Raw genomic sequence first — 24,369 nt, forward strand, 5'->3', positions numbered from 1 at the left:
ACTCCGGTGAGTCTCACCACCGCCCGCCCGACTGGCCCCCGGCCTTCGCCGGGAAACGGTGAAGGTGGAGCTCCGCCCCAAATACCTTGACTCGCCCCCGTCCGCTTCCAGACAAGGGCGCCATCCAAGATACTTACGGGAGCAAGCGCGTGGAGAGCAGCCGGCGGGACCTGATGATGATGATGGCGCTCGGCGGCGCCGGGGCGGTGGCCGCGACCGCCGCGGCGGGCGAGGCCGAGGCGGCCGCCCCCGCAATCCCCGCCAAAGTGGTCCATCACGTCTTCTTCTGGCTCAAGAACCCCGGCGATGCGGCCGATCGCGCCAAGCTGATTGCCGGGCTGCGCACGCTGGCGGGCATCCCCGCGCTGCGCGGCCTCCATATCGGCGTGCCCGCGCCGACCGAGCAGCGCGACGTGATCGACTCGAGCTGGGACGTGTCCGAGCTGATGTTCTTCGACAATGTCGCCGACCAGAAGGCCTATCAGGACCATCCGATCCACCGCGCCTTCGTCGCCGCATGCGAGCCGCTGTGGCGCAAGGTGACGGTGTACGACGTGCTCAGCGCGTGAGGTAAGGGGGCGGGCGATGGCCCCTGTCCTCCCGTTCCCCGGCGAAGGCCGGGGCCCAGTTGGAAGGCCTTCGTGGATCTCACCGGCGTTCCCCAGCTGGACCCCGGCCTTCGCCGGGGTACGGAAGCGCGTGAAGCGGGCCGGACAAGCGTGCTGACAAAAGAGCGGAGCGCGCGCGACCACCCGAGCCGCGCCGCTCCCGGCCCTCAGTGCATCAGCTCGACCGCCATCGCGACCGCCTCGCCCCCGCCGATGCACAGCGAGCCGACGCCGCGCTTGGCGCCGCGGTTCTCCAGCGCCGCCAGCAGCGTCGCCAGGATGCGCGCGCCCGACGCGCCGATCGGGTGACCCAGCGCGCAGGCGCCGCCGTTGACGTTCACCACCTCGTGATCGAGCGCGAGCTCCTGCATCGCCACCATCGCGACGCAGGCGAAGGCCTCGTTGACCTCCCACAGGTCGACCTCGTCCTTGCTCCAGCCGGCGCGCTCCAGCACCTTCTTCATCGCCGGCACCGGCGCGGTGGTGAAGCGCGCGGGGCGGTGCGCATGCGCGGCATGCGCGACGATCCGCGCCACCGGCGTGATCCCCAACTTCTCCGCGATCGACAGCCGGGTCAGCACCAGCGCGGCGGCGCCGTCCGAGATCGACGAGGCGTTCGCCGCGGTGATCGTGCCTTCCTTGGCGAAGGCGGGCTTGAGCGTCGGGATCTTGGTGATGTCGCCCTTGCTCGGCTGCTCGTCGACGCTCACCGTGGTGGTGCCCTTGCGCCCGACGACGTCGACGCTGACGATCTCGCGGTCGAACGCGCCGCTCTGCTGCGCCGCCTGCGCGCGCTGGAGCGAGGCGATCGCGAAATCGTCCTGCGCCTGGCGGGTGAACTGATACTCCTGCGCGGTGTCCTCCGCGAACACGCCCATCGCCTTACCGGCGTCATAGGCATCCTCGAGCCCGTCGAGGAACATGTGGTCGAACAACCGGTCGTGGCCGATCCGCGCACCGCCGCGGTGCGCCTTGGAGAGATAGGGGGCGTTGGTCATGCTCTCCATCCCGCCCGCAACGAGAAGATCGATCGAGCCCGCGGCGAGCGCGTCGCTGCCGAGGATCGCCGCCTGCATGCCCGAGCCGCACACCTTGTTGAGCGTGGTGGCCTCGACATGCTCGCCGAGCCCGGCGCGGATCGCGGCCTGGCGCGCGGGCGCCTGGCCGACCCCGGCGGAGAGCACGTTGCCCATGTAGATCCGCTCCACTGCGGCGGCGTCGACCCCGGCGCGCTCGACCGCGGCCTTCACCGCCGCCGCACCGAGCTCGCTCGCGCTCAGCCCCGCCAGGCTGCCCTGCATCGAGCCCATTGGCGTGCGCGCGTAGGACAGGATGACGACGGGATCGGTGGCCATGGCGGGGTTCCTCTCGTGCGATATGTTGCGCCGCATCTAATCGCTCGCGGGGTGCTTTACAAACCGCTAGGCGGTCGCGGGTGACCAGCGGGACGGCAGCGAGCGAGCGGTGGACGGGGCAGGGCGAGCGCTCGTCGAGCGCCTTCGCCGCCGCACCTTTCTCCCTTCTTGTTCCCCGGCGCAGGCCGGGGCCCAGGTGGGCCAACTCGCATTTCAGTCACGACAGCCTTCCCTACTGGATCCCGGCCTTCGCCGGGGAACAGCGAGTGGTTGGTGGGGCGCCCGGTTTGCGTCGCCGGCCGGCGCCTCACCATGGCTGATCCGCTCGTCTGGCCCGCGCTGCTGGGCGTGCTCGGCGCGATCGTCGGCAGTTTCCTCGCGACGATCGCGGTGCGCTGGCCGGCCGGGCGCTCGGTGCTCACCGGCCGCTCGGCGTGCGACTCGTGCGGTCGCACGCTCGCGGCGCACGAGCTGGTGCCGCTCGTCAGCGGCGCGGTCGCGCGCGGCAAGTGCCGCAGCTGCGGCGCCGCGATCGACCAGCGCCACCTGCTCGTCGAGGCGGGCTGCGCCGTGATCGGAGTCGCCGCCGGGCTCGCCGCGCCGGGCTGGGAAGCAGCGGCGGGGGCGCTGTTCGGCTGGCTGCTGCTGGTGCTCGCGATGCTCGATGCGAGCGACTTCTGGCTACCCGACGAGCTGGTCGCCGCGCTTGCGCTCGGCGGTGCGGCGAGCGCCTGGTGGTGCCCGCCCGATCTCGCCGAGCGCGTGATCGGCGGTGTCGCCGGCTTCGCGCTGCTGTGGCTCGTCGCGGCCGGCTACCGCCACTGGCGCGGGCGCGATGGGCTGGGCGGGGGCGACCCCAAGCTGCTCGGCGCGATCGGGCTGTGGCTCGGCTGGCGGCTGCTCCCAGCGGTACTGCTCGTGGCAGGGCTGATCGGGCTCGGCTGGGTCGCGTTCCAGCACCTGCGCGGGCGCGGGCTGGCGCGCGACGACGCGCTGCCGCTGGGGACGCTGCTGGCGATCGCGGCTTATCCGGCGTGGCTCGCCATGATAGTCTCGGCGCCATGACGCTCGCTCTCCTGCTCGCGCTGGTCCAGGTCGCGCCGGCGCTCCCGGCCGACTCGATCGACGGCCTCCCGCTCAGCACGTTGCCGCGCCAGGAACTGCCCGCGCGCGGCTGCGCCGCTTATCTCTTCTCCACCGGCCAGGTGCGCGGGCTCGCCGCGGTGGCCGCCGCGGATCCGGCAACGCTGCGGATCGCGCTCGACGGCGCGATCCGCGACCTACCGCGCGCCGCGTCGGCGGGCACGGTCGCGCTCGGGCTCAACGCCGAGTCGGTCTATCGAGCCGACGACATGACCGCGACGGTGCAGCTCACGATCGAGCCGCGCCCCAATCTCAACAACGGCGCCGCGGTGCCCAGCGCGACGCTGCGGCTCGACCGTCCGGGGCAGGACACACTCGTGGTACCGCTCGCCGGACTGGTCGGCTGCGCGCCCAGTGCCGCCAAGTCGCGCTGAGCGGGACGCCATGAGAAAGGCCCGGCGGACCATGTCCGCCGGGCCCCTGCCCACGGCTCGTGCCGCCGACGCTGGCGCGTCAGTGCAGCGAGTCGATTTCCTCCTTCAGCCTGAGCTTCTGCTTCTTCAGGTCCGCGATCACGATCGTGTTCGGCGCCGGTCGCTGCGACTCACTGGCGATGCGCTGCTCGAGCGTCGCGTGCTTCGCTTCCAGGGCCGAGAGGTGCGCGGTCTGCATGGCAGTAGCCTCCTTCTTGGTTGAACGGGACTCCGGATAAAAACACGAAACGCCCGAAGAGTCGCGTGTCATTTGATGACGCTCGATCGACCGCCGCGACGATGCGACGACTCGTGCGGCGCGCGCCGTTTGCGCTAGGGAGGAAGCGGGCGCCGCTGCTAGGGACGGCGGCGCACGATCAAGGGGGTGGCAGATGCAGGCGGACGCGGACGAGGTGGAGATCGCGGCGCGGCTCGGGGCGCTGCGGGTCGAGCACCGCGACCTCGACGCCGCGATCGCCGCGCTGGGCGAGGGCGCTACCGCCGACCAGCTCCAGCTGATGCGGCTGAAGAAGCGCAAGCTGCGGCTGCGCGACGAGATCGCGCTGCTCGAGGATCAGATCATCCCCGACATCATCGCCTGAGCGCAGGCTCGCGCGAAAGATGGTCAACGCGCTTGGCGGCGCGCGGCAGTTCGTGGCAGAATCAACGGCATGGCACAGCTACTCGACGCCGAGCGAATGCAGCGGCGGCTGATCGACACCGTCTACATGGAAGCGATGGTGCTCGCCGACGAGGCGCGCCACTATTTCGACGAGGGCGGACGTGCCGAACGCGAGTCGCTCGCGCCGATCGAGCGGGTGACGTTCAGCTGCGAGTCGCTCAAGGTGACGACACGGCTGATGCACGTGATCGCCTGGCTGCTGATCCAGCGCGCCGTGATCGCGGGCGAGCTGACGCCTGGCCAGGCGATCGACCCGGCGCGCCGGCTCGGCGCCGCGCCCGTGACCGAGCCGGGTGAGGTCGAGGCGTTGCCCGAGCGCGCGCGCGCGATGATCGCCGCGAGCAGTGAGCTGCACCGCCGCGTCGCCCGCCTCGATCGCGCGCAGGTGGCGGATCAGCCGTCGACGAGCCCGGCGCGCTCGATGCTCGACCGGCTCACGACCGCATTCTGAGGCGGGCGCGACGTTCTAAGACGGTCGAAACGGACAGGAGCGGTGGCAGAAGGCGAGGTAAGCTCAGGACAGGCCGTCTCCTGTCGTCGCGCTCTATTCCCTTCCGCCGTCAGCCCCGCGGAGGCGGGGACCCAGACACGCTGACGATGCGGCTCCATCCAGGGCCTGCGCGTCTGGATTCCCGCCTCCGCGGGAGTGACGGACGAAAGGATGCGATGACACTCCGCGCCGACAACATCGACCCAGCACGGCCGCACGCGCCCGCGCTACCCTCCTCAACTCCTCACGCGCCGATCCGCGCCCGCGCCGCCGCATATTCGCGCGCGATCCGCTCCACCCGATCGGCCACCGGCTCGACCCGGTCGACCGCGCCGATGCCCTGGCCCGAGCCCCAGATATCGCGCCACGCCTTGGCCTTGGCGCCGCCCTCGTTGCCCGCGGCCGAGCCGAAGTCCATCGTGCGAAAGTCGCCCTGCGGCAGGTTGTCGGGGTCGAGCCCGGCCGCGGCGATCGATCCGCGCAGATAGTTGCCGTGCACGCCGGTGAAGAGGTCGGTGTACACGATGTCGGCCGCGCCGCCGTCGACGATCCCCTGCTTGTAGCGCGTGTCGGCGCGCGCCTCCTCGGTGGCGATGAAGGCGGAGCCGATATACGCCAAGTCCGCGCCCATTGCCTGCGCCGCGAGCACCGCGTCGCCGGTGGCGATCGCGCCCGACAACGCCAGCGGGCCGTCGAACCAGGCGCGGATCTCCTGCACCAGCGCGAAGGGCGAGAGCTTGCCCGCGTGGCCGCCGGCGCCGGCGGCGACCGCGATCAGCCCGTCGGCACCTTTTTCGACTGCCTTGCGCGCGTAGCGGTCGTCGATCACGTCGTGCAGCGTGATCCCGCCCCAGGCGTGGACCGCGTGGTTGAGGTCCTCGCGCGCACCGAGCGAGGTAATCGTGATCGGCACCTGCCACGTGGCGCAGACCGCGAGGTCGCGCTCGAGCCGATCGTTCGAGCGATGGACGATCTGGTTGACCGCGAACGGCGCCGCCGGCCGGTCGGGATGCGCGCGATTGTGCGCCGCGAGTTCCTCGGTGATCTGGTGGAGCCATTCGTCGAGCAGCGACTCGGGGCGCGCATTGAGCGCGGGAAAGGACCCGACGATCCCCGCCTTGCACTGTGCGATGACCAGCTCCGGCCCGGATATGATGAACATTGGCGAGCCGATGATCGGCAGCCGGAGGCGGGACAGGAGCGGCGGGATCGACATGATCCGGTTTATGTGGAGGCGCCCCGGCGCTGGCAAGGCTGACGCCACGTCAACCGTGATCGCAGCCGGCCGCGTCGACGTCTCCGCTTTGCTCTCGTGCAAGGGACGCCTTACGCATCGCGGTCGTGGGAGGGTTTACGAATGTGATTCCCGTGCCGTCATCCCGGACTTGATCCGGCATCCATGCCTTCGCGAGAACAACGACTTGAGCGGACGCGGCACCATGTAGCCCGGCTTGGGGCCGGGATGACGGCACGGGATGAGCTTCACGGCATCACATCGTCCTGCGCGATAACTCGGCTTCGCGGTGAGGGATCGATGGTGTCAGCACACCATCGTGCGTCCGGGCAGATCGAGGGGCCTCGCCTATTCCACTTGCTCCAGCGTCGCTGCGGCGGCGTGCGCGTTCTCGACGTAATGCGCCGCCGAGGCGCGCAGCGCCGCCACCGCGGCGTCGTCGAGCTCGCGCACCGCGCGCGCGGGGCTGCCGATGATCAGGCTGCGCGGCGGGAAGACCTTGCCCTCGGTCACCAGCGCGCCCGCGCCGACGAGGCAGTCGTCCCCGATCACCGCTCGGTTGAGCACGATGGCCCCCATGCCGATGAGCACGCGCTCGCCCAGCGTGCAGCCGTGCAGGATGGCGCGGTGGCCGATCGTGCAGTCGGCGCCGATGGTCAGCGGGGTGCCGGGATCGGAGTGAAGCGTGCAGCCCTCCTGCACGTTGCTGCGCGCGCCGATCACGATGTCGGTATTATCGCCCCGGATCGTCGCACCGAACCACACCCCCACATCCTCGCCCAGCCGCACAGCGCCGATCACGTCGGCGCTCGGTGCGACCCAGGCGCGGGCGGCGAGCGTCGGTTGCTGTCCCTTGAAGGCATAGAGCGGCATCGGTCGTCTCTCCTGTCGCTGCTGTCCCGCGGCGGGAAGCGCGCACGGCACGGGGAACATGGTCCTAAAAGTAAATTTCGCGTTAAAGCATAGTCATGGATCGCAGACTCGTCCTCACCAATGAAGGCGCCCGCCACCCGTTCCGCCGGTCGCTGCCGCCGCCCCCGCCGCTTCTCGCCGCGCCGCCGACGCGCACGCGGGAGGATGCGAAGCTGTTTCTGCTGAGCTTTTCGGCCTTCTTTACCTGCTTCTATACGCTGATCGCCTGATCGCGGCGCGGCGCCCGCGCTTTGTGGCGCAGCGTGGCGCCGGCGAGCTCGCGACGACGAGTCGTGGAGGCGGACAAAGGCCTCCATTTCACCGGCGTCATCCTGCATTCCTTCAGGATCCACCGTGCCGCACGAGCCCATGGCGCCGCTTGTGCGGACCTGTGGGATCCGGCAGCAAGTTCAGCATGACGCTTGCAGGACGTGTTGCTGCGCCATCCAGCACGCGCGGCGACGGCAAGCGCGTTCACCTCTTCCCCGCTGTCCTACACGCATGCGGCCTGGCACGACGCTCGACCGCGCTCTGTCTCATTGCCAGCGCTCGCGCGCGACGACACACGCCGGCACCACAACTCGGCTACGCGCGAGCCCTCGAGCGGCTCAACGTTCGCGCGTGTCGCGCCCGCGACTCAACATTCGCAACATTCGCGTGACCGGCTGCCGCGTCTCTCCGCTACGTGGAGCCGCTGTTTCACGAACAATAGCAACCACTTGTGAGGCAACCTTCGGGCCGACCCAAATGGCCCGCGAAAGTTGAGTCATGTTGGAGCCGGCCCGGCTCAGTCGCAGGCGCGGTGCAGCCGTTGCGCGATCCAGGCGGAGACAACGCACATGCCCGCCACCACTAGCAGCAGCTGCGCCGGAGTAACGCCCATCGCGGTGATCGCCGCCACCACGATCGAGCCGATCGTCATCGCGCCCGCGTTGACGACGTTGTTCGCCGCCACGGTGCGCGCGGTATGGTCCTTGGTCACCGTGGTGGTGAGGAAGGCATAGAGCGGCACGACGAACATGCCGCCGAAGATCGCCACCCCGAGCAGCGCCAGCAGCACCAGCGCAGCGTGCGGCTGGTGCAGGAAGCCGACCATGTCGAACAGATGACCCGGCGACGCGGGGATCCACAGTCCCACCACCCAGCGGAACGCGAGCACCGCCAGACCCATCGCGATCACCGAGGCGGGCGAGTAGCGCGCCGAGATCTGGCCGCGCAGCAGCAGGTTGATCACCACCGACCCGATCGCAACGCCGACCGAAAAGACCGCCAGCACCAGGCTGGCGACGCTCGCGTCCGCGGTCAGCACGTTCTTTACCAGCGGCGGGAAGACGATGATCAGTACCGAGCCGATCGTCCAGAAGAAGCTGATCGCGCAGATCGCCAGGAACAGCCGCGGGATGTGCATCGTCCCCGCGATCAGGCGCCAGGAGGCGCGGAACGGATTGAGGTCGACCGCCAGCTTGGGTCCGAGCCGCGGCGCCGGGGGAACGGCGCGCGCGGTGAGCCAGCCGAGCAGCGCCACCGCGAACGTCAGCGCCGCCACCAGCGCGGTGGAGCGATAGACGAAGCCCGCCACGATGGTGCCGAGCAGGATCGACAGATAGGTCCCCGCCTCGACCAGTCCGGTGCCGCCGAGCACGTCGTCCTCGTCGAGATGCTGCGGCAGGATCGCGTATTTGATCGGGCCGAAGAAGGTCGAGTGGACGCCCAGCCCGGTCACCGCGGTGAGCATGAGCACCAGCGGGAAGGTCACCGCGCCGGTGCGTGCCAGCATCAGCCCGGCGGTGCCGACCGCCATGATCGCGATCTCCACTGTCTTGACGATGCGGATGATCCGCGCCTTGTCCATCGTGTCGGCGAGCTGGCCGGCCAGCGCCGAGAGCAGGAAGAAGGGCAGGATGAAGAGCGCCGCGCTCAGCGCGTTGAAGAAGCTCTCCTGCGTCTCATCGGCGAAGATCTCATAGGTGGCGAACAGCACCATCGAGGTCTTGAACAGATTGTCGTTGAAGGCGCCGAGGAATTGGGTGGTGAACAGCGGCAGGAAGCGCCGCCGCTTGAGCAGCCCGAGGGCATTGATCATGACGCGGGACCAGGCCCTTCGGATAGTTGGTACTTGTCGCGGCCATAGCCTCTGGGCGCGCGCGTTCCAAACGCTGTTTTTCGCGGGCGCGGGTTGCGCCGCGGGCGCGGGCGGTCCACGTCGGCCGGCGATGCTGTCGCTGCCCAATCTCCTGACGCTGTCGCGGATCGTCATGGTGCCGCTGCTGGTCGCCTTCCTGTGGTGGCCGAACTGGCAGGCCGGGTTTGCGATCGCCTTTTGCCTTTACTGCTTGATGGGTATCACCGACTATTTCGACGGCTATCTGGCGCGCGCGCAGGGCACCGTCTCCAAACTGGGCGTGTTTCTTGACCCGATCGCGGACAAGATCATGGTCGCCGCGGTGATCCTCATGCTGGTGGGGACCCGCCACGACGATGTCGCGGTGATCACCGGCGTCCATATCATTGCCGCTCTGGTGATCCTGCTGCGCGAGATCGCTGTGAGCGGTTTGCGCGAGTTCCTCGCGGGCCTTCAGGTGTCGCTGCCGGTGTCGCGATTGGCCAAGTGGAAGACGACGCTGCAGCTGGTGTCGCTCGGTGCCTTGATCCTCTCGGGCGCGGTGCCCGCGGCGGTGTGGGTCCACCAGGTCGGGCTCGCCAGCCTGTGGGGCGCGGCGGCGCTGACGATCGTGACGGGGTGGGACTACCTCCGCGTCGGCCTGCGGCACATGGATTGAGCGCGGTGCGGCTGCTGTATTTCGCCTGGGTGCGCGAGCGCGTCGGCGTCGGCGAGGAAGAGGTGACGCCTCCGCCATCGGTGACGACGGTGGCCGAGCTTGTCGCCTGGCTCGCTGCCGCGAGCGAGCGTCACGCCGCTGCATTCGCCCAGCCGGCGCGACTGCGCGCGGCGGTCGACCAGGCGTTCGTGCCGCTCGAGGCGTCGATCGCGGGCGCGCGCGAGGTGGCGATCTTCCCGCCGGTAACGGGCGGGTGATCCGCGTCGCCGTCTCGCCCGCCGCGATCGACGTCGCGGCCGAGCTGGCGGCACTCGAGCGCGACGGCGCAGTGGCGAGCTTCACCGGGCTGGTGCGCGGAGACGACGGCGTCGCCACGCTGGAGCTGGAGCATTACCCGGGAGCGACCGAGGTCGCACTGGAGCGTCTCGCCGCGGCGGCGAGCGCGCGCTGGTCGCTCACCGCGGCGACGATCGTCCACCGCGTCGGGCCAATGGCGCCGGGCGAGCGAATCGTCTTCGTCGGCACGTGCGCACCGCACCGCGGCGCGGCGCTGGAGGCGTGCGCCTATCTGATCGACCGGCTCAAGACCGACGCGCCCTTCTGGAAGCGCGAAACGGTGAACGGCGCGGCGCGCTGGGTCGAGGCGCGCGACGGCGACGGCGAGGCGGCGGCGCGCTGGGAGTAGAGGTCGGTCCCGTGCCGCTAGTGTCCCGGCGAAGGCCGGGGCCAGTTGCGAGGCTGGGTGGACTCACTTGCGCCTTCCCAGCTGGACCCCGGCCTGCGCCGGGGAACAGTGGGTTGAAGCGGCGCGGCTCACCTCATTGCGGCAGCACCCAGCGGACCCGGTCAGTGTAGGTCGCGGCGACCGGGGTGCCGGCATCGTCGAGCGCCGCAGTGAAGCGGCCGCGGCGCTGGTAGAGCCGGCAGGTCGCCCGGTCGAGCGCGTCATGCCCGCTCGACGCGGTGACGCTGCACCCGGTGACCTTGCCCGCAGCGTCGACCTGGAGCGCGATCGCGACCACGCCCTGCTCGCCGGCCCGAATCGAGGAAGGCGGGTAGTCCTCGGTCGAGATCCAATTCGTGCGATCACCGCGGGCGCGGACGCCGACGGCCCTGCTCAGCGGCGGCGGGGGCGGGGTGACCGCCACGGTGCCGCTGCCACCACCGATGATCGGCGTGATCGGAATGATGGGCGTGACAGGCTCGATCGTGAAGGGCTTGTCGATCGCGGTCTGCACGACCGGCTCGGGCGTGACGCTCGTCTGGGTCGGCTGCTGTTTGGACGCGGTCTGCCTCGGCTGCGGCGCCGGATCAGGTGGCGGCGGCGCCTCCAACGGGATGTTGCGGATGGTCAGTTCGGTCGCCACGTCGCGGACGAAGCTCGCCGCCATGCCGCTGACGAACACATAGCCGATCAGGCCATGAATCGCGGCGACCGCGGCGAGGGTGGCGAGGCGTCTCGAACTGGGGACCCGGTCTGCATAAGCCATGCGACAACCCTCCAACCTGGAGCGCCGTGGGGACCATATTGCCCGACCATCGGCGAGCTCCGGACCTGAGAAGCTGCGCCCCGGCCGCAGCGTGGTCAAGTTGAGGTTCGACGCGCAATGGGCGGAAAACGGGACATCTTCTGCCACTCAGCCCGCCGCCTTGAGCACCTCGCCGAGCAGCTGGAAGTCGCGCTCGCGCGGCGAGGCGCGGCGCCAGACCAGCGCCAGCGTGCGCACCGGATGCGCCGCGTCGAGCGGGCGCGCGGCGACGTTGGTATGCTCCAGGATGCCGGCGTCGAGCGCGATCTTGGGCAGCATCGTCACGCCCAGTCCGTTGTCGACCATCTGCACCATCGTATGCAGCGAGGTGCCCAGCATCGTCGCCTCGGCGCGTAGCTCGGCGCGGTTGCACGCCGCCAGCGCATGGTCCTTGAGGCAGTGGCCGTCCTCGAGCAGCAGCAGCCGGGTTTCGTCGATCTCGGCCGGGCTCACCGCCGCGGGCGTCGCGGGCATCTCGCCCGCGGGAAAGGCGAGGAAAAGATGATCGTCGAACAGCGGCAGCGTCGTCACCTCGCCGCAGGCATAAGGGAGCGCGAGCAGCACGCAGTCGGTGCGGCCGTTTTGCAGCGCCTCGCACGCCGGGCCGCTCGGCTCCTCGCGCAGGAATAGCTTGAGGTCGGGATAATCACGTCGCAGCCTTGGCAGCACGCGCGGCAGCAGGAAGGGCGCGATCGTGGGAATCACGCTCATCCGCATCTCGCCTGAGAGCGGCCGCCCCGCCGCACGCGCCATGTCGCCGAGCTCCTCCGCCTCGCGCAGCACGGTGCGCGCCTTGGCCGCGATCTGCTCGCCCAGCGGGGTGAAGCGGACGACCCGTCGGGTGCGCTCCACCAACGTGACGCCGATCAGCGTCTCCAGCTCGCGCAGCCCCGCCGACAGCGTCGACTGGGTGACGAAGCACGCTTCGGCGGCGCGGCCGAAATGCCCATTGTCCTTGAGCGCCACGAGATATTGCAGCTGCTTCAACGTGGGTAGGTAGATGGCTGCCATTTATCGCCTCGGTCGATCAACAGCTTCGTAATAACCGACTTGATCGATCATGCGAACCCTCTTAGTGTTGGGTCAACCAGAGGCGGCCGACCGCCCGCACGCGAGAGGATGGCTGGAACTCCCTTTCTCATCAGGAGCCTTCCATGCTGACCATCGGCGACACTTTCCCCGCCATCACCGTCCCCGTCCAGCAGGGCACCGGCGCGCTCCCGGCCGGCGAGACGCTCGACCTCACCACCGCCTTTCCGGGCAAGTGGAAGGTGCTGTTCTACTGGCCGAAGGACTTCACCTTCGTGTGCCCGACCGAGATCGTCGGCTACAGCCAGATCAAGGGTGACTTCGAGGACCGCGACGCGGTGCTGATCGGCGCCTCGACCGACACCGCGCACGTCCACCTGGCGTGGCGTAAGTCGGATCCGGATCTCGCCGCGGCCGACTTCCCTTGGCTGGCGGACAATGGCCGCAAGCTGGCTGACGCGCTCGGCATCGTCGACAAGAACGAGCATGTCGCCTTCCGCGCCACCTTCATCGTCGATCCCGACAACGTGATCCAGGCGGTCCAGGTTAACGGCCTCAACGTCGGCCGCAACCCGGCCGAGACGCTGCGTGTGCTCGACGCGCTGCAGACCGACGAGCTGTGCCCGTGCAACTGGAACAAGGGCGACGACGTCCTCCAGGTCGCGGCCTGATCGATCGGGGGCGGGGCCGCGCGTTCCGCCTCCTTCAACTACCCGTCGCCCCGGCGGCTGCTGACCCCGCGCAACCGCGGCGGCCGGTCGCGCCGGGGCGACTCACGTCCGAGAGAGAGACATGGCACTCAAGGAATTCGCGGGCACCTTGCCCGACTTCGCCAAGGACATCCGGCTCAACGTCGGCTCCTTGCTCAACGAGACGGTGCTCAACGACCAGCGCAAATACGGCCTGCTGCTCGCCTGCGCGCACGGCTCGGGCCACAAGCCCTTGGTCGAGGCGACCGAGGCCGAGGTGGCCGACAAGCTCTCGCCCGAGGCGGCCAACGCCGCGCGCGCTTCGGCAGCAGTGATGGCGATGAACAACGTCTATTACCGTTTCACCCACCTGGCCGGGAACGACGAATACCAGCGCATGCCTGCCAAGCTGCGCATGAACGTGATCGCGGCGCCAGGGATCGACAAGGTCGACTTCGAGCTGTTCAGCCTGGCGGTCAGCGCGATGAACGGCTGCGGCATGTGCATCGACAGCCACGAGCAGGTGCTCAAGAAGGCGGGGGTCACCGCCGAGGTGATCCAGTCCGCGGTACGCGTCGCCTCGGTGATGAAGGCGGTCGCGACCGTCCACTCGGTCAGCGCCTGAGCGACGCCCCGGCGCGGTGGCCGCGCCGGGGCCGCGACGTCACATCAGCACCGCGCGCACGAAGCCGTAGGTGCTGGTGATCGTCAACACGGTGCCGACCAGCACCAGCATCAGCTTCATCGGGATCCGTTTGGCGAACAGCGCCCCGAGCGGCGCCGCAGCCACGCCCCCGATCAGCAGACCGATCGTTGCGGTGGCAAAGTCCTCGAGCCCGAGATGGTAGATGAAGGTCGCCGAAACGATCGTGGTGAGGAAGAATTCCACCGCGCTGACCGTGCCCACCACCTTGCGCGGCTCAACCCCCTGCACCAGCAGGTTGGAGGTGACGATCGGCCCCCAGCCGCCGCCCCCGGCCGCGTCCATGAAGCCGCCGATCAGTCCGAGCGGCTCGACCACCTTCGGCGTGCTCACTTTGGGCGGGAACATCAGCCCGCGGATCAGCAGATAGATGCCCACCGCGATGAGATAGCCGAGCACGAACGGCTTGACTGTGTTGCCGTCGAGATTGGTGAGCAGATAGGCGCCTGCGACGCCGCCGATCACACCGGGGATCAGCAGCCGCAGGAACAGCCCACGGTCGATGTTGCCGTGCAACGCATGGCTGATTCCCGACACCGCAGTCGTGAAGGTCTCGACAATATGGACGTTGGCGGAGGCGCGCGCTGGCGCCACGCCCATCACCGCCACCAGCAGCGTGTTGCAGATCACGCCGAAAGCCATGCCGAGCGCGCCGTCAACCAGCTGAGCACCGAAACCGACGGCGATGAAGGGGAGCAGGCCGGCGACGTCCAGCTGAGAGAGTAACTGCATGCACCTTCCTGAACGCACCCGCCGCGGGCCTGATGCTAAGGGCTTGAGCGATCATCCACAACCACGATAGGAAATTCGAGTTTCCGGCGCCCAAGCAGTGCTTATGGAAACCGCCGCGGGTTCGCCTTATCTGTGGGCGACAACCATGCTCATGCGTCGGCGCCGCCGGCGTCTCAGGGGAGCCGGCGGGGACACGGATGGCGCGACTGAACGAATATCTCGACTCGATTCGCGCGCGCGATCCCGCTCCACATTCGCGGCTCGAGATCCTGACGTATCCGGGGGTGTGGGCGCTCGGCTTCCATCGCATCGCCCACCGCCTTTATCGCCGGCGCTGGTTCTTGGGCGCCCGTGTGGTCAACCATGTCTCGCGGCTGCTCACCGCGATCGACATTCATCCCGGCGCCAAGATCGGGCGGCGCTTCTTCATCGACCATGGCTTCGTGGTGATCGGCGAGACTGCGGAGATCGGCGACGACGTCACCATCTACCAGTGCGTCACGCTGGGCGGCACCAGCCCTGACAATGGTGTCGCGGGCAAGCGCCACCCGACCATCGCCGACGGTGCCATCATCGGCTCGGGCGCGCAGGTGCTCGGCCCGATCTTGGTAGGCCCGCGCGCCAGGGTCGGTGCAAACGCGGTGGTGACGCGTGACGTGCCCGCCGGCGCGGTGATGGTCGGCATTCCGGCGCGGCCGACGATCGTCGAGGGAGGTGCCGCGCCTGAGCCGCGCTTCGTCCCGTACGGCACGCCGTGCAGCGAGGTGTTCGATCCCGCGACGCAGAAGGTGGAGATCCTTCGCTGCGAACTGGAGGCGATGAAGAAGCGGCTCGACGCGCTGATCGCCGAGCGCGGCGACCAGCCGGAGCGCGACCGCGCCTGATGGGGATCGTCACGCCCTTTCCCGGCGGCGCGCGGCCGAGCCAGGTGGGTTTCGAGCGGCTCGAGCTCAACCGCATCCTCGATCTCTACGGCCGCATGGTCGCGGCCGGCCACTGGCGTGACTATGCGATCGATCTCGGTCGCGACGCCGCGGTGTTCAGCGCCTTCCGCCGCACCGCCGAACGGCCCGAGTTCCGCATCGAGAAGCGACCGGCGCTGCGGCAGCGACAGGGCATGTGGGCGCTGGTGGGGGAGGCGGGGCAGGTGGTCCGCCGCGGCCATGAGCTCGGCCCGGTGCTCGCCCCGGTCGAGCGGCGGCTGATGAAGTTGGTCGAGGAGTAGGTCCGCGTCGCGGCTGGATCGCTGCCGGCCCTGTGCCTCATGGCCTTATACCACCGCACCGATCGGGGGCAGCCGGCGGCCGAGCGCGCCCAGCCGCCGCACCAGATGCGCGCGGATGACCTGCCAGAAGGCGGACAGAGACAACAGCGCGGCGCCGATCACCAAAGCGGTAAGCGCGGCGGAGAGCTCCACCGCACCGGTGGTACGGATCAGCGCCGACATCGCGTAGAGTACATAGACCAGGCTCGACACCAACAGGGCGCGACGGTCGATCGCGAGGGCCACGAGCGCGAACATCAGGTAAAGCAGCAGCACGGTGACCGCCGTGCCGAGTGCGAGGCGATCCTCGAACACGCCGAGCAGCTGGAACACGGGATGCGCGATCATCGGCGCGGCGACGAGATGGAGCCAGAAAGCGACGTCCGCTCGCCGCGTCTCGCGACGGGGGTCGCTCATGTCCCAGCGCATCGCGACGGTGAACACGGCCAGGCCGCCGGTGAGGAGCATCGCCGAGACGAGCGACCGCGACGTCGGTACCGCCGCCACGATCAGGCTGATGACGAGGCCGACCGACGCGGCGGCGCCGGCCGCGGGGGTGATGGGCACGCGAAATCGTCGCCAATGCATCCACGCCCCGAGCGCGGCCAGTCCGGCCGCTGCGCTGACCGCCGCGGCGCTCGACCGCTCGTTGATCAAGACGGCGTGCGGCTCCGGGATCGCGACGACCGCAGCCGCGACGCCGCCGACGAAGGTCAGCAGCAACACGATGCTGGGCAATGCCATACGCCGCCGCGCGGTGAAGTAGAGCGCAAGCACCCACGCGGTGGCAGCGATCGCCGCTGCTCCCGCCGCGGGAGCCACCAGCCCGCCGAGCTGCGCCACCGCGACGAGCAGCAACGTGATCGCAATGGTGACGAAGACATCGTTGAAGCCGGTGAGGAAGCGGAAATGTTCCTCGTCTGCCGCAGGGGTCGCGCGCAGGACGGCGACATAGTCGCGGAAGTCCGCGGCAAGCTGCGGCGGGAGCACGCCCGCGGTCACCGCCTGATCGAGGTCGCTGTCGCTGTACATGGGCGCGACTGTCGCGCTGGTGCCCACGATGCGCAACCCGTCCTACGACCCGATCCGGGTTGGTCGCTCAGCCGCGCGTGAGTTTCGCCCCTATCAGCATCGCCTGCGCCGTGCCGGAATCGGGCACGATCTCGCCGGCGCGATCGATGATCGTCGACCAGTGCGCCGCGACGCCCTCGGGCGAGAGCGCCTCGCCCTCGAGCAGCACGCCCGGCGTGAGCGTGATCTGACTCGCCTGGAACACGCCGGCGCCGGCACCGACGATCTGGTTGCTCGGAGCCTCCTCGCTGACGAGGAACAGCGCGGCGGGCGCGACCTTCTCCGGCGCAAAAGCGGCATAGGCCTCGGCCGGGAACAGCTCCTCGGTCATCCGCGTGCCGGCCACCGGCGCGATTGTATTGACGCGAATGTCGTAGCGCGCACCCTCCAGGTGAAGCGTGCGCGCCAGCCCTACAATGCCGAGTTTGGCGGCGCCGTAATTCGCCTGACCGAAATTGCCGAACAGGCCCGAGGACGAAGCGGTCATCAGCACACGGCCGTAGCTCTGCTCGCGGAACGTGTCCCAGCACGCCTTGGTGGCGTTCGCCGAGCCGATCAGGTGGACGTCGACGACGAAGGCGAAATCCTCCAGCGTCATCTTGGCGAAACTGCGGTCGCGCAGCACGCCGGCGTTGTTGATCAGCACGTGGACGCCGCCCCAGGCCTCGCGGACGCGCACGACCATCTCCTCCATCGCGGCAGGATCGGTGACGCTGGCGCCGTTGGCCATTGCCTCGCCGCCGGCGCGGCGGATCTCCTCGACCACCGCCTGCGCCGCCTCCGAACCACCCTGGCCCGAGCGGTCGCCGCCGGGATCGTTGACGACGACGCGCGCACCGCGACGGGCGAGCTCGAGGGCATAGTGCCGACCCAACCCGCCGCCGGCGCCGGTGACGATGGCGACGCGGTCGTCGAAGCGGATGGACATAAGAAAGGCGCTCCCTCGTGCGATGGAGCGCCTCTCCTAGTCAGGTGCGCGGCGGGCGAGAAGCCCGCCCCGTCCGATCAGCGACGACGCGCGCGTGCGCGCTTCTTGCCGCCGGCGTCGCTCGCCTGCATGCAGCCGTCATATTGGCCCTTCTTGCAAACCGGGTATTCCGACTTGGCCGCGGGCGCCGGAAAGGCCTGATCGGGCGACGGCGCAGGCTGGAAGCGCACGGTCGCGCCGGGTTGCGGCGTCCCCGACAGCGCCGGTTGCGACGGCTGATAGCCACCCGCGGTCTCGGTGCCCATGGCACCACCCGCGGCGGGCTGCGGCGAGGCCGGGCTGGCGGACGGTGGGGTCGCGGCGTCACCGGTTGAGGGCGCGGTCTGCATCGGCGCCTGCTGCTGGCTCATTGCCGGGTCGGCGGTGGTGTCGGCCGACGGGGCCGGCGCGGCATCGGCCGGCGCCGTGGCGTCGGGCGCGGTGGTGGTGTCGGGCTGCATCGTGCCGGTCTGCGGCGTCTGCTGCGGAGTGTCCTGGGCGATCGCCATCGTCGGGACGGCGATGACGGCGGCTGCTGCCAGAAGGATCGTCTTCATGTCTTCTCTCCTGCCGTGCGTTCGATCAGAAACGCGTAAAGTCACGCGGGTCGGCCAACGAACTGACGGCGAGAAAAGGTCCCTCGTTGCGCCGGCGCACCGAAGAAGAGGCGTGGACAATCCATCCGAAGTGTCGTGTTCCCGCGAACGCGCGTACCCAGGTTCGGGAGCGTAGCGCTCCGCCGCCCTGAGCTCCCGCCTTCGCAGGAACACGAACACCTCAGTAGTAACTAATTGTAGTTGAGCCTCAATGTCCCGTATCTAGTGCGTAGCCGGCCGAGCGCACGGTACGGATGATGTCGGGCCGTCCGCCCTCGTTTATCGCCTTACGCAGACGGCGGATGTGGACGTCGACGGTGCGGCTCTCGATGTCGCTGTCGTGCCCCCAGACGCTGTCGAGCAGCCGCTCGCGCGAGAAGACATGGCCAGGATGCTCGAGGAAGTGCTTGAGCAGGCGAAACTCGGTCGGCCCGAGCGCGACCACCTCGCCGCCGCGGCGAACCTTATGGCCGACCGTATCCATCTCGAGGTCGGCATAGGTAAGCTGCTCCCCCGCCAGCGCGGGACGGACGCGGCGCAGCACCGCCCCGACGCGTGCCACCAGCTCGCGCGGCGAGAAGGGCTTGGTCACGTAATCGTCGGCGCCCGTCTCCAGCCCGCGGACCCGATCCTCCTCCTCGCCGCGCGCGGTGAGCATGATGATCGGCACATTCTGCGTCTCGGCGGCGCGGCGCAGTCGGCGGCATACCTCGATCCCCGAGATGCCCTCCACCATCCAGTCGAGCAGCACGATATCGGGCGGGGTCTCGCGCGCCATGAGCAAGGCCTCCTCGCCGTCGATCGTGTGCTGGACGGCGAAATGCTCGCGCGTGAAATGCCACACGAGCAGTTCGGCGAGGCTGGCGTCGTCCTCCACCAGCAGCATGCGGGCCTTGGCCATCAGATGGTACCCCCGTGATGAAGCTTGTCGCGCTCGGTCAGTCGCGTCCCCGTCGCCGCGAAATAGACCATCTCCGCCACGTTGGTGGCGTGATCCCCGATCCGCTCGAGGTTCTTGGCGACGAACAGCAGGTGCGCGCACTGGCTGATCGTCTTGGGGTTCTCGACCATATAGGTCACCAGCGTGCGGAAGATGCTGTCGTAGAAATCGTCGAGCGCGCGGTCGCTCTCGCACACCGCCAGCGCCTTGTCGGGGTCGCGCGCGGCGAAGGCGTCGAGCACCTCGTGCACCATGCCGGACGCCATCTTGGCCATGGCGGGGAGCGTGGAGATCGGGTCGATGCGGTGCTCGCTCTCGATCTGCGGCACGCGGCGCGCGATGTTCTTGGCATAGTCGGCGATGCGCTCGACCACGCCGGCGATCTTGAGCGCGGCAACCACCTCGCGCAGGTCGTCGGCCATCGGCGCGCGCAGCGCGATGATCCGCACCGCGGTGCGCTCCACCTCCGCCTCCAGCGCATCGATCTTGCGGTCGCCCGCCGCCACGCGCGCGGCCTGCTCGGCGTCGCCGCGCTGCAGCGCCACCATCGCCTCGGCTATCGCGCGCTCCGCCAGGCCGCCCATCTGCGAGATCAGCCCGCGCAGCTGGCCGATGTCCTGGTCAAAGGCCTTGACCGTATGCTCCTGGCTATTCGGCATTCGTCCCATCCCGTCTCTCAGCCGTAGCGCCCTGTGATATAATCCTTCGTCCGCTCCTTACGCGGATTGGTGAAGATGTCGGACGTGTCGCCGTATTCGACCAGTTGGCCCAGGTGGAAGAAGGCGGTGCGCTGGCTCACCCGCGCCGCCTGCTGCATGTTGTGGGTGACGATGACGATCGCGTAACGGCCGCGCAGATCGTGAATCAGCTCCTCGATCCGCGCGGTGGCGACGGGATCGAGCGCGCTGCACGGCTCGTCCATCAAAATCACCTCGGGATCGACCGCGATCGCGCGCGCGATGCACAGCCGCTGCTGCTGCCCGCCCGACAGCGCGGTGCCGGAATCGCCGAGCCGGTCCTTGACCTCGTTCCAGAGCCCGGCGCGGGTGAGCGAGCGCTCGACGATCTGAGCCAGATCGGCCTTGGAGCGCGCGAGCCCATGGATGCGCGGGCCGTAGGCGACGTTTTCGAAGATCGACTTGGGGAAGGGGTTGGGCTTCTGAAACACCATGCCGACGCGCGCGCGCAGCTGCACCACGTCCATCGCCTTGGCGTAGACGTCCTCACCGTCGAGCCGCACGTCGCCGGAGACGCGCGCGCCCGGGATCGTGTCGTTCATCCGGTTGAGCGTGCGCAGGAAGGTCGATTTGCCGCAGCCCGACGGGCCGATGAAGGCGGTGACGTCCTCCTGGCGGACGTCGATGCTGACGTCGCGGATCGCCTGCTTCGCGCCGTAGAAAACGTCGACGCCGCTCGCGGTCATCTTGGGCGGGGCGTTGCTCATCACCAGCGGGTCTCGAAGCGGTTGCGGAGGTAGATGGCGAGACCGTTCATCGCCAGCAGGAAGACGAGCAGCACGATGATCGCGGCCGAGGTCTTCTCGACGAAGCCGGCCTGCACGTCGTCGGACCACAGGAAGATCTGTACCGGCAGCACGGTCGCCGGATCGGTCAGCCGCTCGGGCGGAGCGGCGATGAAGGCGCGCATGCCGATCATCAGCAGCGGCGCGGTTTCTCCCAGGGCGCGCGCCATGCCGATGATCGTGCCGGTCAGGATGCCGGGCAGCGCCAGCGGCAGCACGTGATGGAACACCACCTGCACCGGCGAGGCGCCGAGCGCGCGCGCGGCGTCGCGGATCGAGGGCGGGACCGCGCCGATCGCGTTGCGCGCCGCGATCACGATCACCGGCGTGGTCATCAGTGCCAGCGTTAGCCCGCCGACCAGCGCCGCCGAGCGTGGCATGTGGAAGGTGCCGAGGAACACCGCCAGTCCGAGCAGCCCGAAAATGATCGATGGCACAGCGGCGAGATTGTTGATCGACACCTCGATCAGGTCGGTCCAGCGGTTTCGCGGGGCATATTCCTCAAGGTACAGCGCCGAGAGCACGCCGATGGGGAAAGCCAGCAGCAGCGTGACCACCATCGTCAGCAGCGAGCCTTTGAGCGCTCCCCAGATCCCTGCGCGGGTCGGGTCGGTTGAGTCGGCGCCACCGAGAAAGTCGCGGTTAAGTCCGCGCGAGAGGAGCGGCCCGAGCGCATGCGCGACCGAGCGCTCAGCGGGGGTGCCGCCACCTTTGAAGGCGATGTCGAGCCGGGAGGCGACCGGCACGTCGATCGTGGCGCGACGTCGCAACAGGCTAGGATCGCGTTTTACGGCCTCACGGACGCGCAGCCAGGCCGCGTCGGACAGCAGGGCCGCGCCGCCGGCGCGCGGGAAGGCGCTCTCGGCGGCGGAGTCGACCGCTCGTTCCAGCCCCGCCCCGGCGAGCGCCAGGTCGGAGCGCGGACCGCGCAGCTGTTCCGGCGTGACGTTCAGCCCGGCGCGCGCTAGGTCAAGCGGTAGCCCGATCCGCGTCTCGACGAAGCCGCCGGCGCCGCGCGCCAGCATCGACGCAAGCAGGAACAGCAGGAAAGCGGCCGACGCGGCCACGGCGGCAAGCCCGAGCAGGCGGAAGCGCCGCTCGGCGGCATAGCGCTGGCGCACGCGCCGCTGCATCGACGCGGTGCGCCAGTCGGTCGGGCGTCGCTCTGCCGACACGGCGGCGCTCACCGGCGCCTCAGGGCGAAGCGACTTACTCATAGGCCTCGCGGTAGCGCCGTACGACGATCAGCGCGACGACGTTGAGCAGCAGCGTGATGACGAACAGGGTGAGCCCGAGCGCGAAGGCGGCGAGCGTCTTTGCCGAGTCGAACGCCGCTTCGCCGGTGAGCAGATCGACGATCTGCTTGGTGACGGTGGTGGTGCTGGCGAACGGGTTGAGCGTCAGCGTCGCCACGCCGGAAGCTGCCATGACCACGATCATCGTCTCGCCGATCGCGCGGCTCACCGCCAGCAGCACGCCGCCGACCACGCCTGGCAGCGCCGCGGGAAGAAGCACCTGCCGGATCGTCTCGGAGCTGGTCGCGCCCATCGCCAGGCTGCCGTCGCGCATCGCCGCAGGCACGGCGGAGAGCGAGTCGTCCGCCATGGACGAGACGAAGGGGATGATCATCACGCCCATCACCGCCCCGGCGGCGAGCGCGCTCTCGGACGAGACCCAGCTCACCCCCAGCGCGACGCCGAGATCACGCACCGCGGGCGCCACCGTCAACGCCGCAAAATAGCCGTAGACGACGGTCGGCACGCCGGCGAGGATCTCGAGCAGCGGCTTGACCCAGCGCCGCGTCCGTGGCCGCGCATATTGCGTCAGATAGATGGCGCTCATCAGCCCGAGCGGGATCGCCACTGCCATCGCGATCACCGCCCCGATGAAGAACGTGCCCCAGAACAAGGGCACCGCGCCAAGCGCGGCACCCGGGTGGCGGGGGTCGATCGCCTGCGGGCTCCAGTGCGTGCCGAGCAGAAAGTCGGTCAGCGGCACGATCCGGAAGAAGCGCGCGCTCTCGAACAGCAGCGAAGCGACGATGCCGATCGTGGTGACGATCGCGATCAGCGAGGCGCCGAGCAGCGCGCCCATGATCGCCCGTTCGACATGCGTGCGCGCCGAGAAGCCGGGGCCTACGCGCAGGTAGGAGAGGGCGCCCCCGACGAAGGCGAGCAGCAACGCCACCGCGGTGGCGATCCAGTCGTACCGCGCCTGCGCCGCAGCATAAGCCGGCGCGAGCTGCTCGGAGAGCGGGTGAAAGGCGCCGTAAGCGCGCCCGGCGGCGAGATTGCGCGCTTCCGCCAGGATCGCCGCGCGGTCGAGCCCAGGCGAGGGCAGCGCCGCGGCGCCGGGCGTGGCGAGCACCGCCTCGGTCACGAGTGCGGGCGAGGTGAGATGCCAGACGGTGAGAAAAAGCAATGCGGGCAGCAGCGTGCCCATCGCGACGAACCAGCCGTGATGCTGCGGCAGCGAGCTGAAGCGGCGGGTCGTACCGCGGCGAAAGCGCGCGGCGCGCGCGCGCGCGGTGACCCAGCCGATCAACGCCAACGCGGCGATCACGAAGGCGAGCGCGAGCGGGGACATCAGCGCAACACCGCCGGATCGAGCGCGATCTCCTGCGCGATCACCGCCGCGGCGCGGCGCTGCACCGGCTCCGGCGAGGCAATCAGCCCGCGCCGCACCAGCGGACCCTGCCGGCCCCACAGCGTAGCATATTGCCGCAGGAAGGCACGCAACCCCGGGATGGCGCGCAGGTGCGCCTTCTTGACGTAAAGGTAAAGCGGTCGCGCGCCGGGATAGCTGCCGTCGGCGATCGTGGCGTAGCTCGGCGCCACGCCACCAAGCGTCACGCCGCGCACCGCGCCGGCATTCTCCTCGAGATAGGCATAGCCGAAGATGCCGATCGCGTCAGGGTTGGCGCGGAGCTTCTGAACGATCAGATTGTCGTTCTCGCCCGCGTCGATATAGGCGCCGTCGTCGCGCAGCCGATGGCAACGTGCGGCGAACTGCTCGGGCGCGCGCTCGCGCAGCGCGCGCGTATCGGGTTCGACCGCCTCGCAGCCCGGCGCCATGATCAGCTCGACGAAAGAGTCACGCGTCCCGCTCGTCGCCGGTGGCCCGTAGACCTGGATCGGGATGGCGGGCAGCGCCGGGTCGACGTCGCGCCACAGCCGCGCGCTATTCCGGCGGCCGCCGGGCGCGGCCGCGAGCGCGCGATAGAGGTCGGTCGTGGTCAGCGCCATGCCGGACCCATGCAGCGACTCGGCCAAGGCGATGCCGTCGATGCCGACCTGCACCTCGAGCACCAAACCGACGTCGTGGCGTGCGCACGACTCATATTCGGACCGGTGCATCCGCCGCGAGGCGTCCTCGATATCGGGGTGCGCGGCGCCGATGCCGGCGCAGAACAATTTCATCCCCGCGCCGGTACCGGTCGACTCGATCACCGGCGGCTTGGCACCGACCGTGTTGGCAAGGAACTGCTCGGCGACCAGGGTCGTGAAGGGATAGACCGTGGAGGAACCGACGACGCGGATCTGGTCGCGCGATCCCGCCGCTCCGCCAGCGGCCTGGTCGACGCAGCCGCCCAGCGCGCCAAGCGCCGTCGCCGCCAGCACGAGGTGCGGCAGCGTCGCCGGCATCCTGGCCGCGAGCGCTTGGACGAGGCGCAACATCATTCCCCCGAGCGGGCGACCGACACGGCGCCG

30 protein-coding genes are annotated in these 24,369 nt (G+C 69.5%); 13 read left to right on the forward strand and 17 right to left on the reverse strand.

The genetic code is table 11. From position 1 onward, the window contains the following. Positions 1-149 precede the first annotated feature (149 nt). A complete protein-coding gene (locus tag QBJ89_RS06510; RefSeq protein WP_277979719.1) occupies positions 150-569 on the forward strand; it encodes a Dabb family protein in 420 nt (139 codons plus the stop codon). A gap of 206 nt (positions 570-775) precedes the next feature. Here QBJ89_RS06510 and QBJ89_RS06515 read toward each other — a convergent pair whose 3' ends face one another. Continuing rightward, entirely contained in the window at positions 776-1,963 is a 1,188-nt protein-coding gene (locus QBJ89_RS06515) for a thiolase family protein (protein ID WP_277979720.1), read from the reverse strand. Between the two features lie 312 nt (positions 1,964-2,275). Between QBJ89_RS06515 and QBJ89_RS06520 the strand changes: the two genes are divergently transcribed. After that, positions 2,276-3,028 (forward strand): prepilin peptidase, encoded by a 753-nt coding sequence (locus QBJ89_RS06520; protein ID WP_277979721.1) that lies wholly within the window; start codon positions 2,276-2,278, stop codon positions 3,026-3,028. Further along, positions 3,025-3,480: a hypothetical protein gene (locus QBJ89_RS06525; RefSeq protein ID WP_277979722.1), complete on the forward strand. Its 456-nt coding sequence runs from the start codon at positions 3,025-3,027 to the stop codon at positions 3,478-3,480. The genes QBJ89_RS06520 and QBJ89_RS06525 overlap by 4 nt, the downstream gene beginning before the upstream one ends. Positions 3,481-3,559: 79 nt before the next feature. Here QBJ89_RS06525 and QBJ89_RS06530 read toward each other — a convergent pair whose 3' ends face one another. Continuing rightward, positions 3,560-3,718 (reverse strand): YdcH family protein, encoded by a 159-nt coding sequence (locus tag QBJ89_RS06530; RefSeq protein ID WP_183920558.1) that lies wholly within the window; start codon positions 3,716-3,718, stop codon positions 3,560-3,562. A 193-nt stretch (positions 3,719-3,911) separates the two neighbouring features. Between QBJ89_RS06530 and QBJ89_RS06535 the strand changes: the two genes are divergently transcribed. Together QBJ89_RS06535 and QBJ89_RS06540 are read left to right on the forward strand one after the other, a co-directional pair. Then, positions 3,912-4,121, forward strand: coding sequence for a YdcH family protein (locus QBJ89_RS06535; protein ID WP_277979723.1), 210 nt, complete (start codon positions 3,912-3,914; stop codon positions 4,119-4,121). 69 nt (positions 4,122-4,190) lie between these two features. After that, positions 4,191-4,652 carry a DUF1465 family protein gene (locus QBJ89_RS06540; protein ID WP_277979724.1) on the forward strand — a complete coding sequence of 154 codons (462 nt, stop codon included), beginning with the start codon at positions 4,191-4,193 and terminating at the stop codon, positions 4,650-4,652. Positions 4,653-4,935: 283 nt separating this feature from the next. Here the strand turns inward: QBJ89_RS06540 and QBJ89_RS06545 are convergent, their stop codons facing one another. Then, complete coding sequence (locus QBJ89_RS06545) at positions 4,936-5,907, reverse strand: NAD(P)H-dependent flavin oxidoreductase (RefSeq protein WP_277979725.1); 972 nt, start codon at positions 5,905-5,907, stop codon at positions 4,936-4,938. 366 nt (positions 5,908-6,273) lie between these two features. Then, complete coding sequence (locus QBJ89_RS06550; RefSeq protein ID WP_277979726.1) at positions 6,274-6,798, reverse strand: gamma carbonic anhydrase family protein; 525 nt, start codon at positions 6,796-6,798, stop codon at positions 6,274-6,276. Between the two features lie 95 nt (positions 6,799-6,893). Here QBJ89_RS06550 and QBJ89_RS06555 point away from each other — a divergent pair, with 95 nt between their 5' ends. Next, positions 6,894-7,067, forward strand: coding sequence for a hypothetical protein (locus QBJ89_RS06555; protein WP_277979727.1), 174 nt, complete (start codon positions 6,894-6,896; stop codon positions 7,065-7,067). Between the two features lie 557 nt (positions 7,068-7,624). Here QBJ89_RS06555 and QBJ89_RS06560 read toward each other — a convergent pair. Beyond that, on the reverse strand, positions 7,625-8,920 hold the full coding sequence (locus tag QBJ89_RS06560) for an MFS transporter (RefSeq protein ID WP_277979728.1): 1,296 nt from the start codon (positions 8,918-8,920) through the stop codon (positions 7,625-7,627). 130 nt (positions 8,921-9,050) lie between these two features. Between QBJ89_RS06560 and pgsA the strand changes: the two genes are divergently transcribed. From pgsA to QBJ89_RS06575, 3 genes are read left to right on the forward strand one after another with little or no spacing between them, the layout of a single operon-like run. Continuing rightward, positions 9,051-9,617 (forward strand): CDP-diacylglycerol--glycerol-3-phosphate 3-phosphatidyltransferase, encoded by a 567-nt coding sequence (pgsA, locus tag QBJ89_RS06565; RefSeq protein ID WP_277979729.1) that lies wholly within the window; start codon positions 9,051-9,053, stop codon positions 9,615-9,617. A gap of 5 nt (positions 9,618-9,622) precedes the next feature. Next, complete coding sequence (moaD, locus tag QBJ89_RS06570; protein WP_277979730.1) at positions 9,623-9,874, forward strand: molybdopterin converting factor subunit 1; 252 nt, start codon at positions 9,623-9,625, stop codon at positions 9,872-9,874. Next, complete coding sequence (locus QBJ89_RS06575; RefSeq protein ID WP_277979731.1) at positions 9,871-10,302, forward strand: molybdenum cofactor biosynthesis protein MoaE; 432 nt, start codon at positions 9,871-9,873, stop codon at positions 10,300-10,302. Before moaD ends, QBJ89_RS06575 begins: the two co-directional genes overlap by 4 nt. A 133-nt stretch (positions 10,303-10,435) precedes the next feature. Here the strand turns inward: QBJ89_RS06575 and QBJ89_RS06580 are convergent, their stop codons facing one another. Beyond that, positions 10,436-11,107, reverse strand: a complete 672-nt coding sequence (locus QBJ89_RS06580) for an energy transducer TonB (protein ID WP_277979732.1) — start codon at positions 11,105-11,107, stop codon at positions 10,436-10,438. 147 nt (positions 11,108-11,254) lie between these two features. Next, positions 11,255-12,157: a hydrogen peroxide-inducible genes activator gene (locus QBJ89_RS06585; RefSeq protein ID WP_277979733.1), complete on the reverse strand. Its 903-nt coding sequence runs from the start codon at positions 12,155-12,157 to the stop codon at positions 11,255-11,257. 143 nt (positions 12,158-12,300) lie between these two features. Here QBJ89_RS06585 and QBJ89_RS06590 point away from each other — a divergent pair, with 143 nt between their 5' ends. Together QBJ89_RS06590 and QBJ89_RS06595 are read left to right on the forward strand one after the other, a co-directional pair. Then, positions 12,301-12,846 (forward strand): peroxiredoxin, encoded by a 546-nt coding sequence (locus QBJ89_RS06590; RefSeq protein WP_277979734.1) that lies wholly within the window; start codon positions 12,301-12,303, stop codon positions 12,844-12,846. A 121-nt stretch (positions 12,847-12,967) separates the two neighbouring features. Continuing rightward, the gene (locus QBJ89_RS06595; RefSeq protein ID WP_277979735.1) at positions 12,968-13,489 is read left to right on the forward strand and encodes a carboxymuconolactone decarboxylase family protein; all 522 of its coding nucleotides are present in this window, start codon (positions 12,968-12,970) and stop codon (positions 13,487-13,489) included. Positions 13,490-13,528: 39 nt separating this feature from the next. Here QBJ89_RS06595 and QBJ89_RS06600 read toward each other — a convergent pair whose 3' ends face one another. Continuing rightward, entirely contained in the window at positions 13,529-14,299 is a 771-nt protein-coding gene (locus QBJ89_RS06600) for a sulfite exporter TauE/SafE family protein (RefSeq protein ID WP_277979736.1), read from the reverse strand. Positions 14,300-14,496: 197 nt separating this feature from the next. On the opposite strand from QBJ89_RS06600, the gene epsC reads away from it, so the two are divergent. Both epsC and QBJ89_RS06610 read left to right on the forward strand, forming a co-directional pair. Next, positions 14,497-15,183 carry a serine O-acetyltransferase EpsC gene (epsC, locus tag QBJ89_RS06605; RefSeq protein ID WP_277979737.1) on the forward strand — a complete coding sequence of 229 codons (687 nt, stop codon included), beginning with the start codon at positions 14,497-14,499 and terminating at the stop codon, positions 15,181-15,183. Then, a complete protein-coding gene (locus QBJ89_RS06610) occupies positions 15,183-15,524 on the forward strand; it encodes a DUF2794 domain-containing protein (RefSeq protein ID WP_277979738.1) in 342 nt (113 codons plus the stop codon). Before epsC ends, QBJ89_RS06610 begins: the two co-directional genes overlap by 1 nt. 45 nt (positions 15,525-15,569) lie before the next feature. Here QBJ89_RS06610 and QBJ89_RS06615 read toward each other — a convergent pair whose 3' ends face one another. From QBJ89_RS06615 to QBJ89_RS06655, 9 genes are all read right to left on the reverse strand, one after another. Continuing rightward, complete coding sequence (locus tag QBJ89_RS06615; protein WP_277979739.1) at positions 15,570-16,595, reverse strand: hypothetical protein; 1,026 nt, start codon at positions 16,593-16,595, stop codon at positions 15,570-15,572. 67 nt (positions 16,596-16,662) lie between these two features. Next, the gene (locus QBJ89_RS06620) at positions 16,663-17,562 is read right to left on the reverse strand and encodes an SDR family NAD(P)-dependent oxidoreductase (protein ID WP_277979740.1); all 900 of its coding nucleotides are present in this window, start codon (positions 17,560-17,562) and stop codon (positions 16,663-16,665) included. A 77-nt stretch (positions 17,563-17,639) separates the two neighbouring features. After that, complete coding sequence (locus tag QBJ89_RS06625; RefSeq protein WP_277979741.1) at positions 17,640-18,158, reverse strand: hypothetical protein; 519 nt, start codon at positions 18,156-18,158, stop codon at positions 17,640-17,642. Positions 18,159-18,405: 247 nt separating this feature from the next. After that, positions 18,406-19,098, reverse strand: coding sequence for a phosphate regulon transcriptional regulator PhoB (phoB, locus tag QBJ89_RS06630; RefSeq protein WP_183920541.1), 693 nt, complete (start codon positions 19,096-19,098; stop codon positions 18,406-18,408). Then, on the reverse strand, positions 19,098-19,796 hold the full coding sequence (gene phoU, locus QBJ89_RS06635) for a phosphate signaling complex protein PhoU (RefSeq protein ID WP_277979742.1): 699 nt from the start codon (positions 19,794-19,796) through the stop codon (positions 19,098-19,100). Before phoU ends, phoB begins: the two co-directional genes overlap by 1 nt. Positions 19,797-19,813: 17 nt before the next feature. Then, positions 19,814-20,581 (reverse strand): phosphate ABC transporter ATP-binding protein PstB, encoded by a 768-nt coding sequence (gene pstB / locus QBJ89_RS06640; protein ID WP_277979743.1) that lies wholly within the window; start codon positions 20,579-20,581, stop codon positions 19,814-19,816. Further along, positions 20,581-21,876 (reverse strand): phosphate ABC transporter permease PstA, encoded by a 1,296-nt coding sequence (gene pstA / locus QBJ89_RS06645; protein WP_277979744.1) that lies wholly within the window; start codon positions 21,874-21,876, stop codon positions 20,581-20,583. Before pstA ends, pstB begins: the two co-directional genes overlap by 1 nt. Further along, on the reverse strand, positions 21,869-23,245 hold the full coding sequence (gene pstC, locus QBJ89_RS06650; RefSeq protein WP_277979745.1) for a phosphate ABC transporter permease subunit PstC: 1,377 nt from the start codon (positions 23,243-23,245) through the stop codon (positions 21,869-21,871). The genes pstA and pstC overlap by 8 nt, the downstream gene beginning before the upstream one ends. Continuing rightward, positions 23,245-24,303: a substrate-binding domain-containing protein gene (locus QBJ89_RS06655; protein WP_277979746.1), complete on the reverse strand. Its 1,059-nt coding sequence runs from the start codon at positions 24,301-24,303 to the stop codon at positions 23,245-23,247. Before QBJ89_RS06655 ends, pstC begins: the two co-directional genes overlap by 1 nt. Positions 24,304-24,369 lie beyond the last annotated feature (66 nt).

It is taken from the genome of Sphingomonas phyllosphaerae (assembly GCF_029623345.1).
GTDB lineage: Bacteria > Pseudomonadota > Alphaproteobacteria > Sphingomonadales > Sphingomonadaceae > Sphingomonas > Sphingomonas phyllosphaerae_C.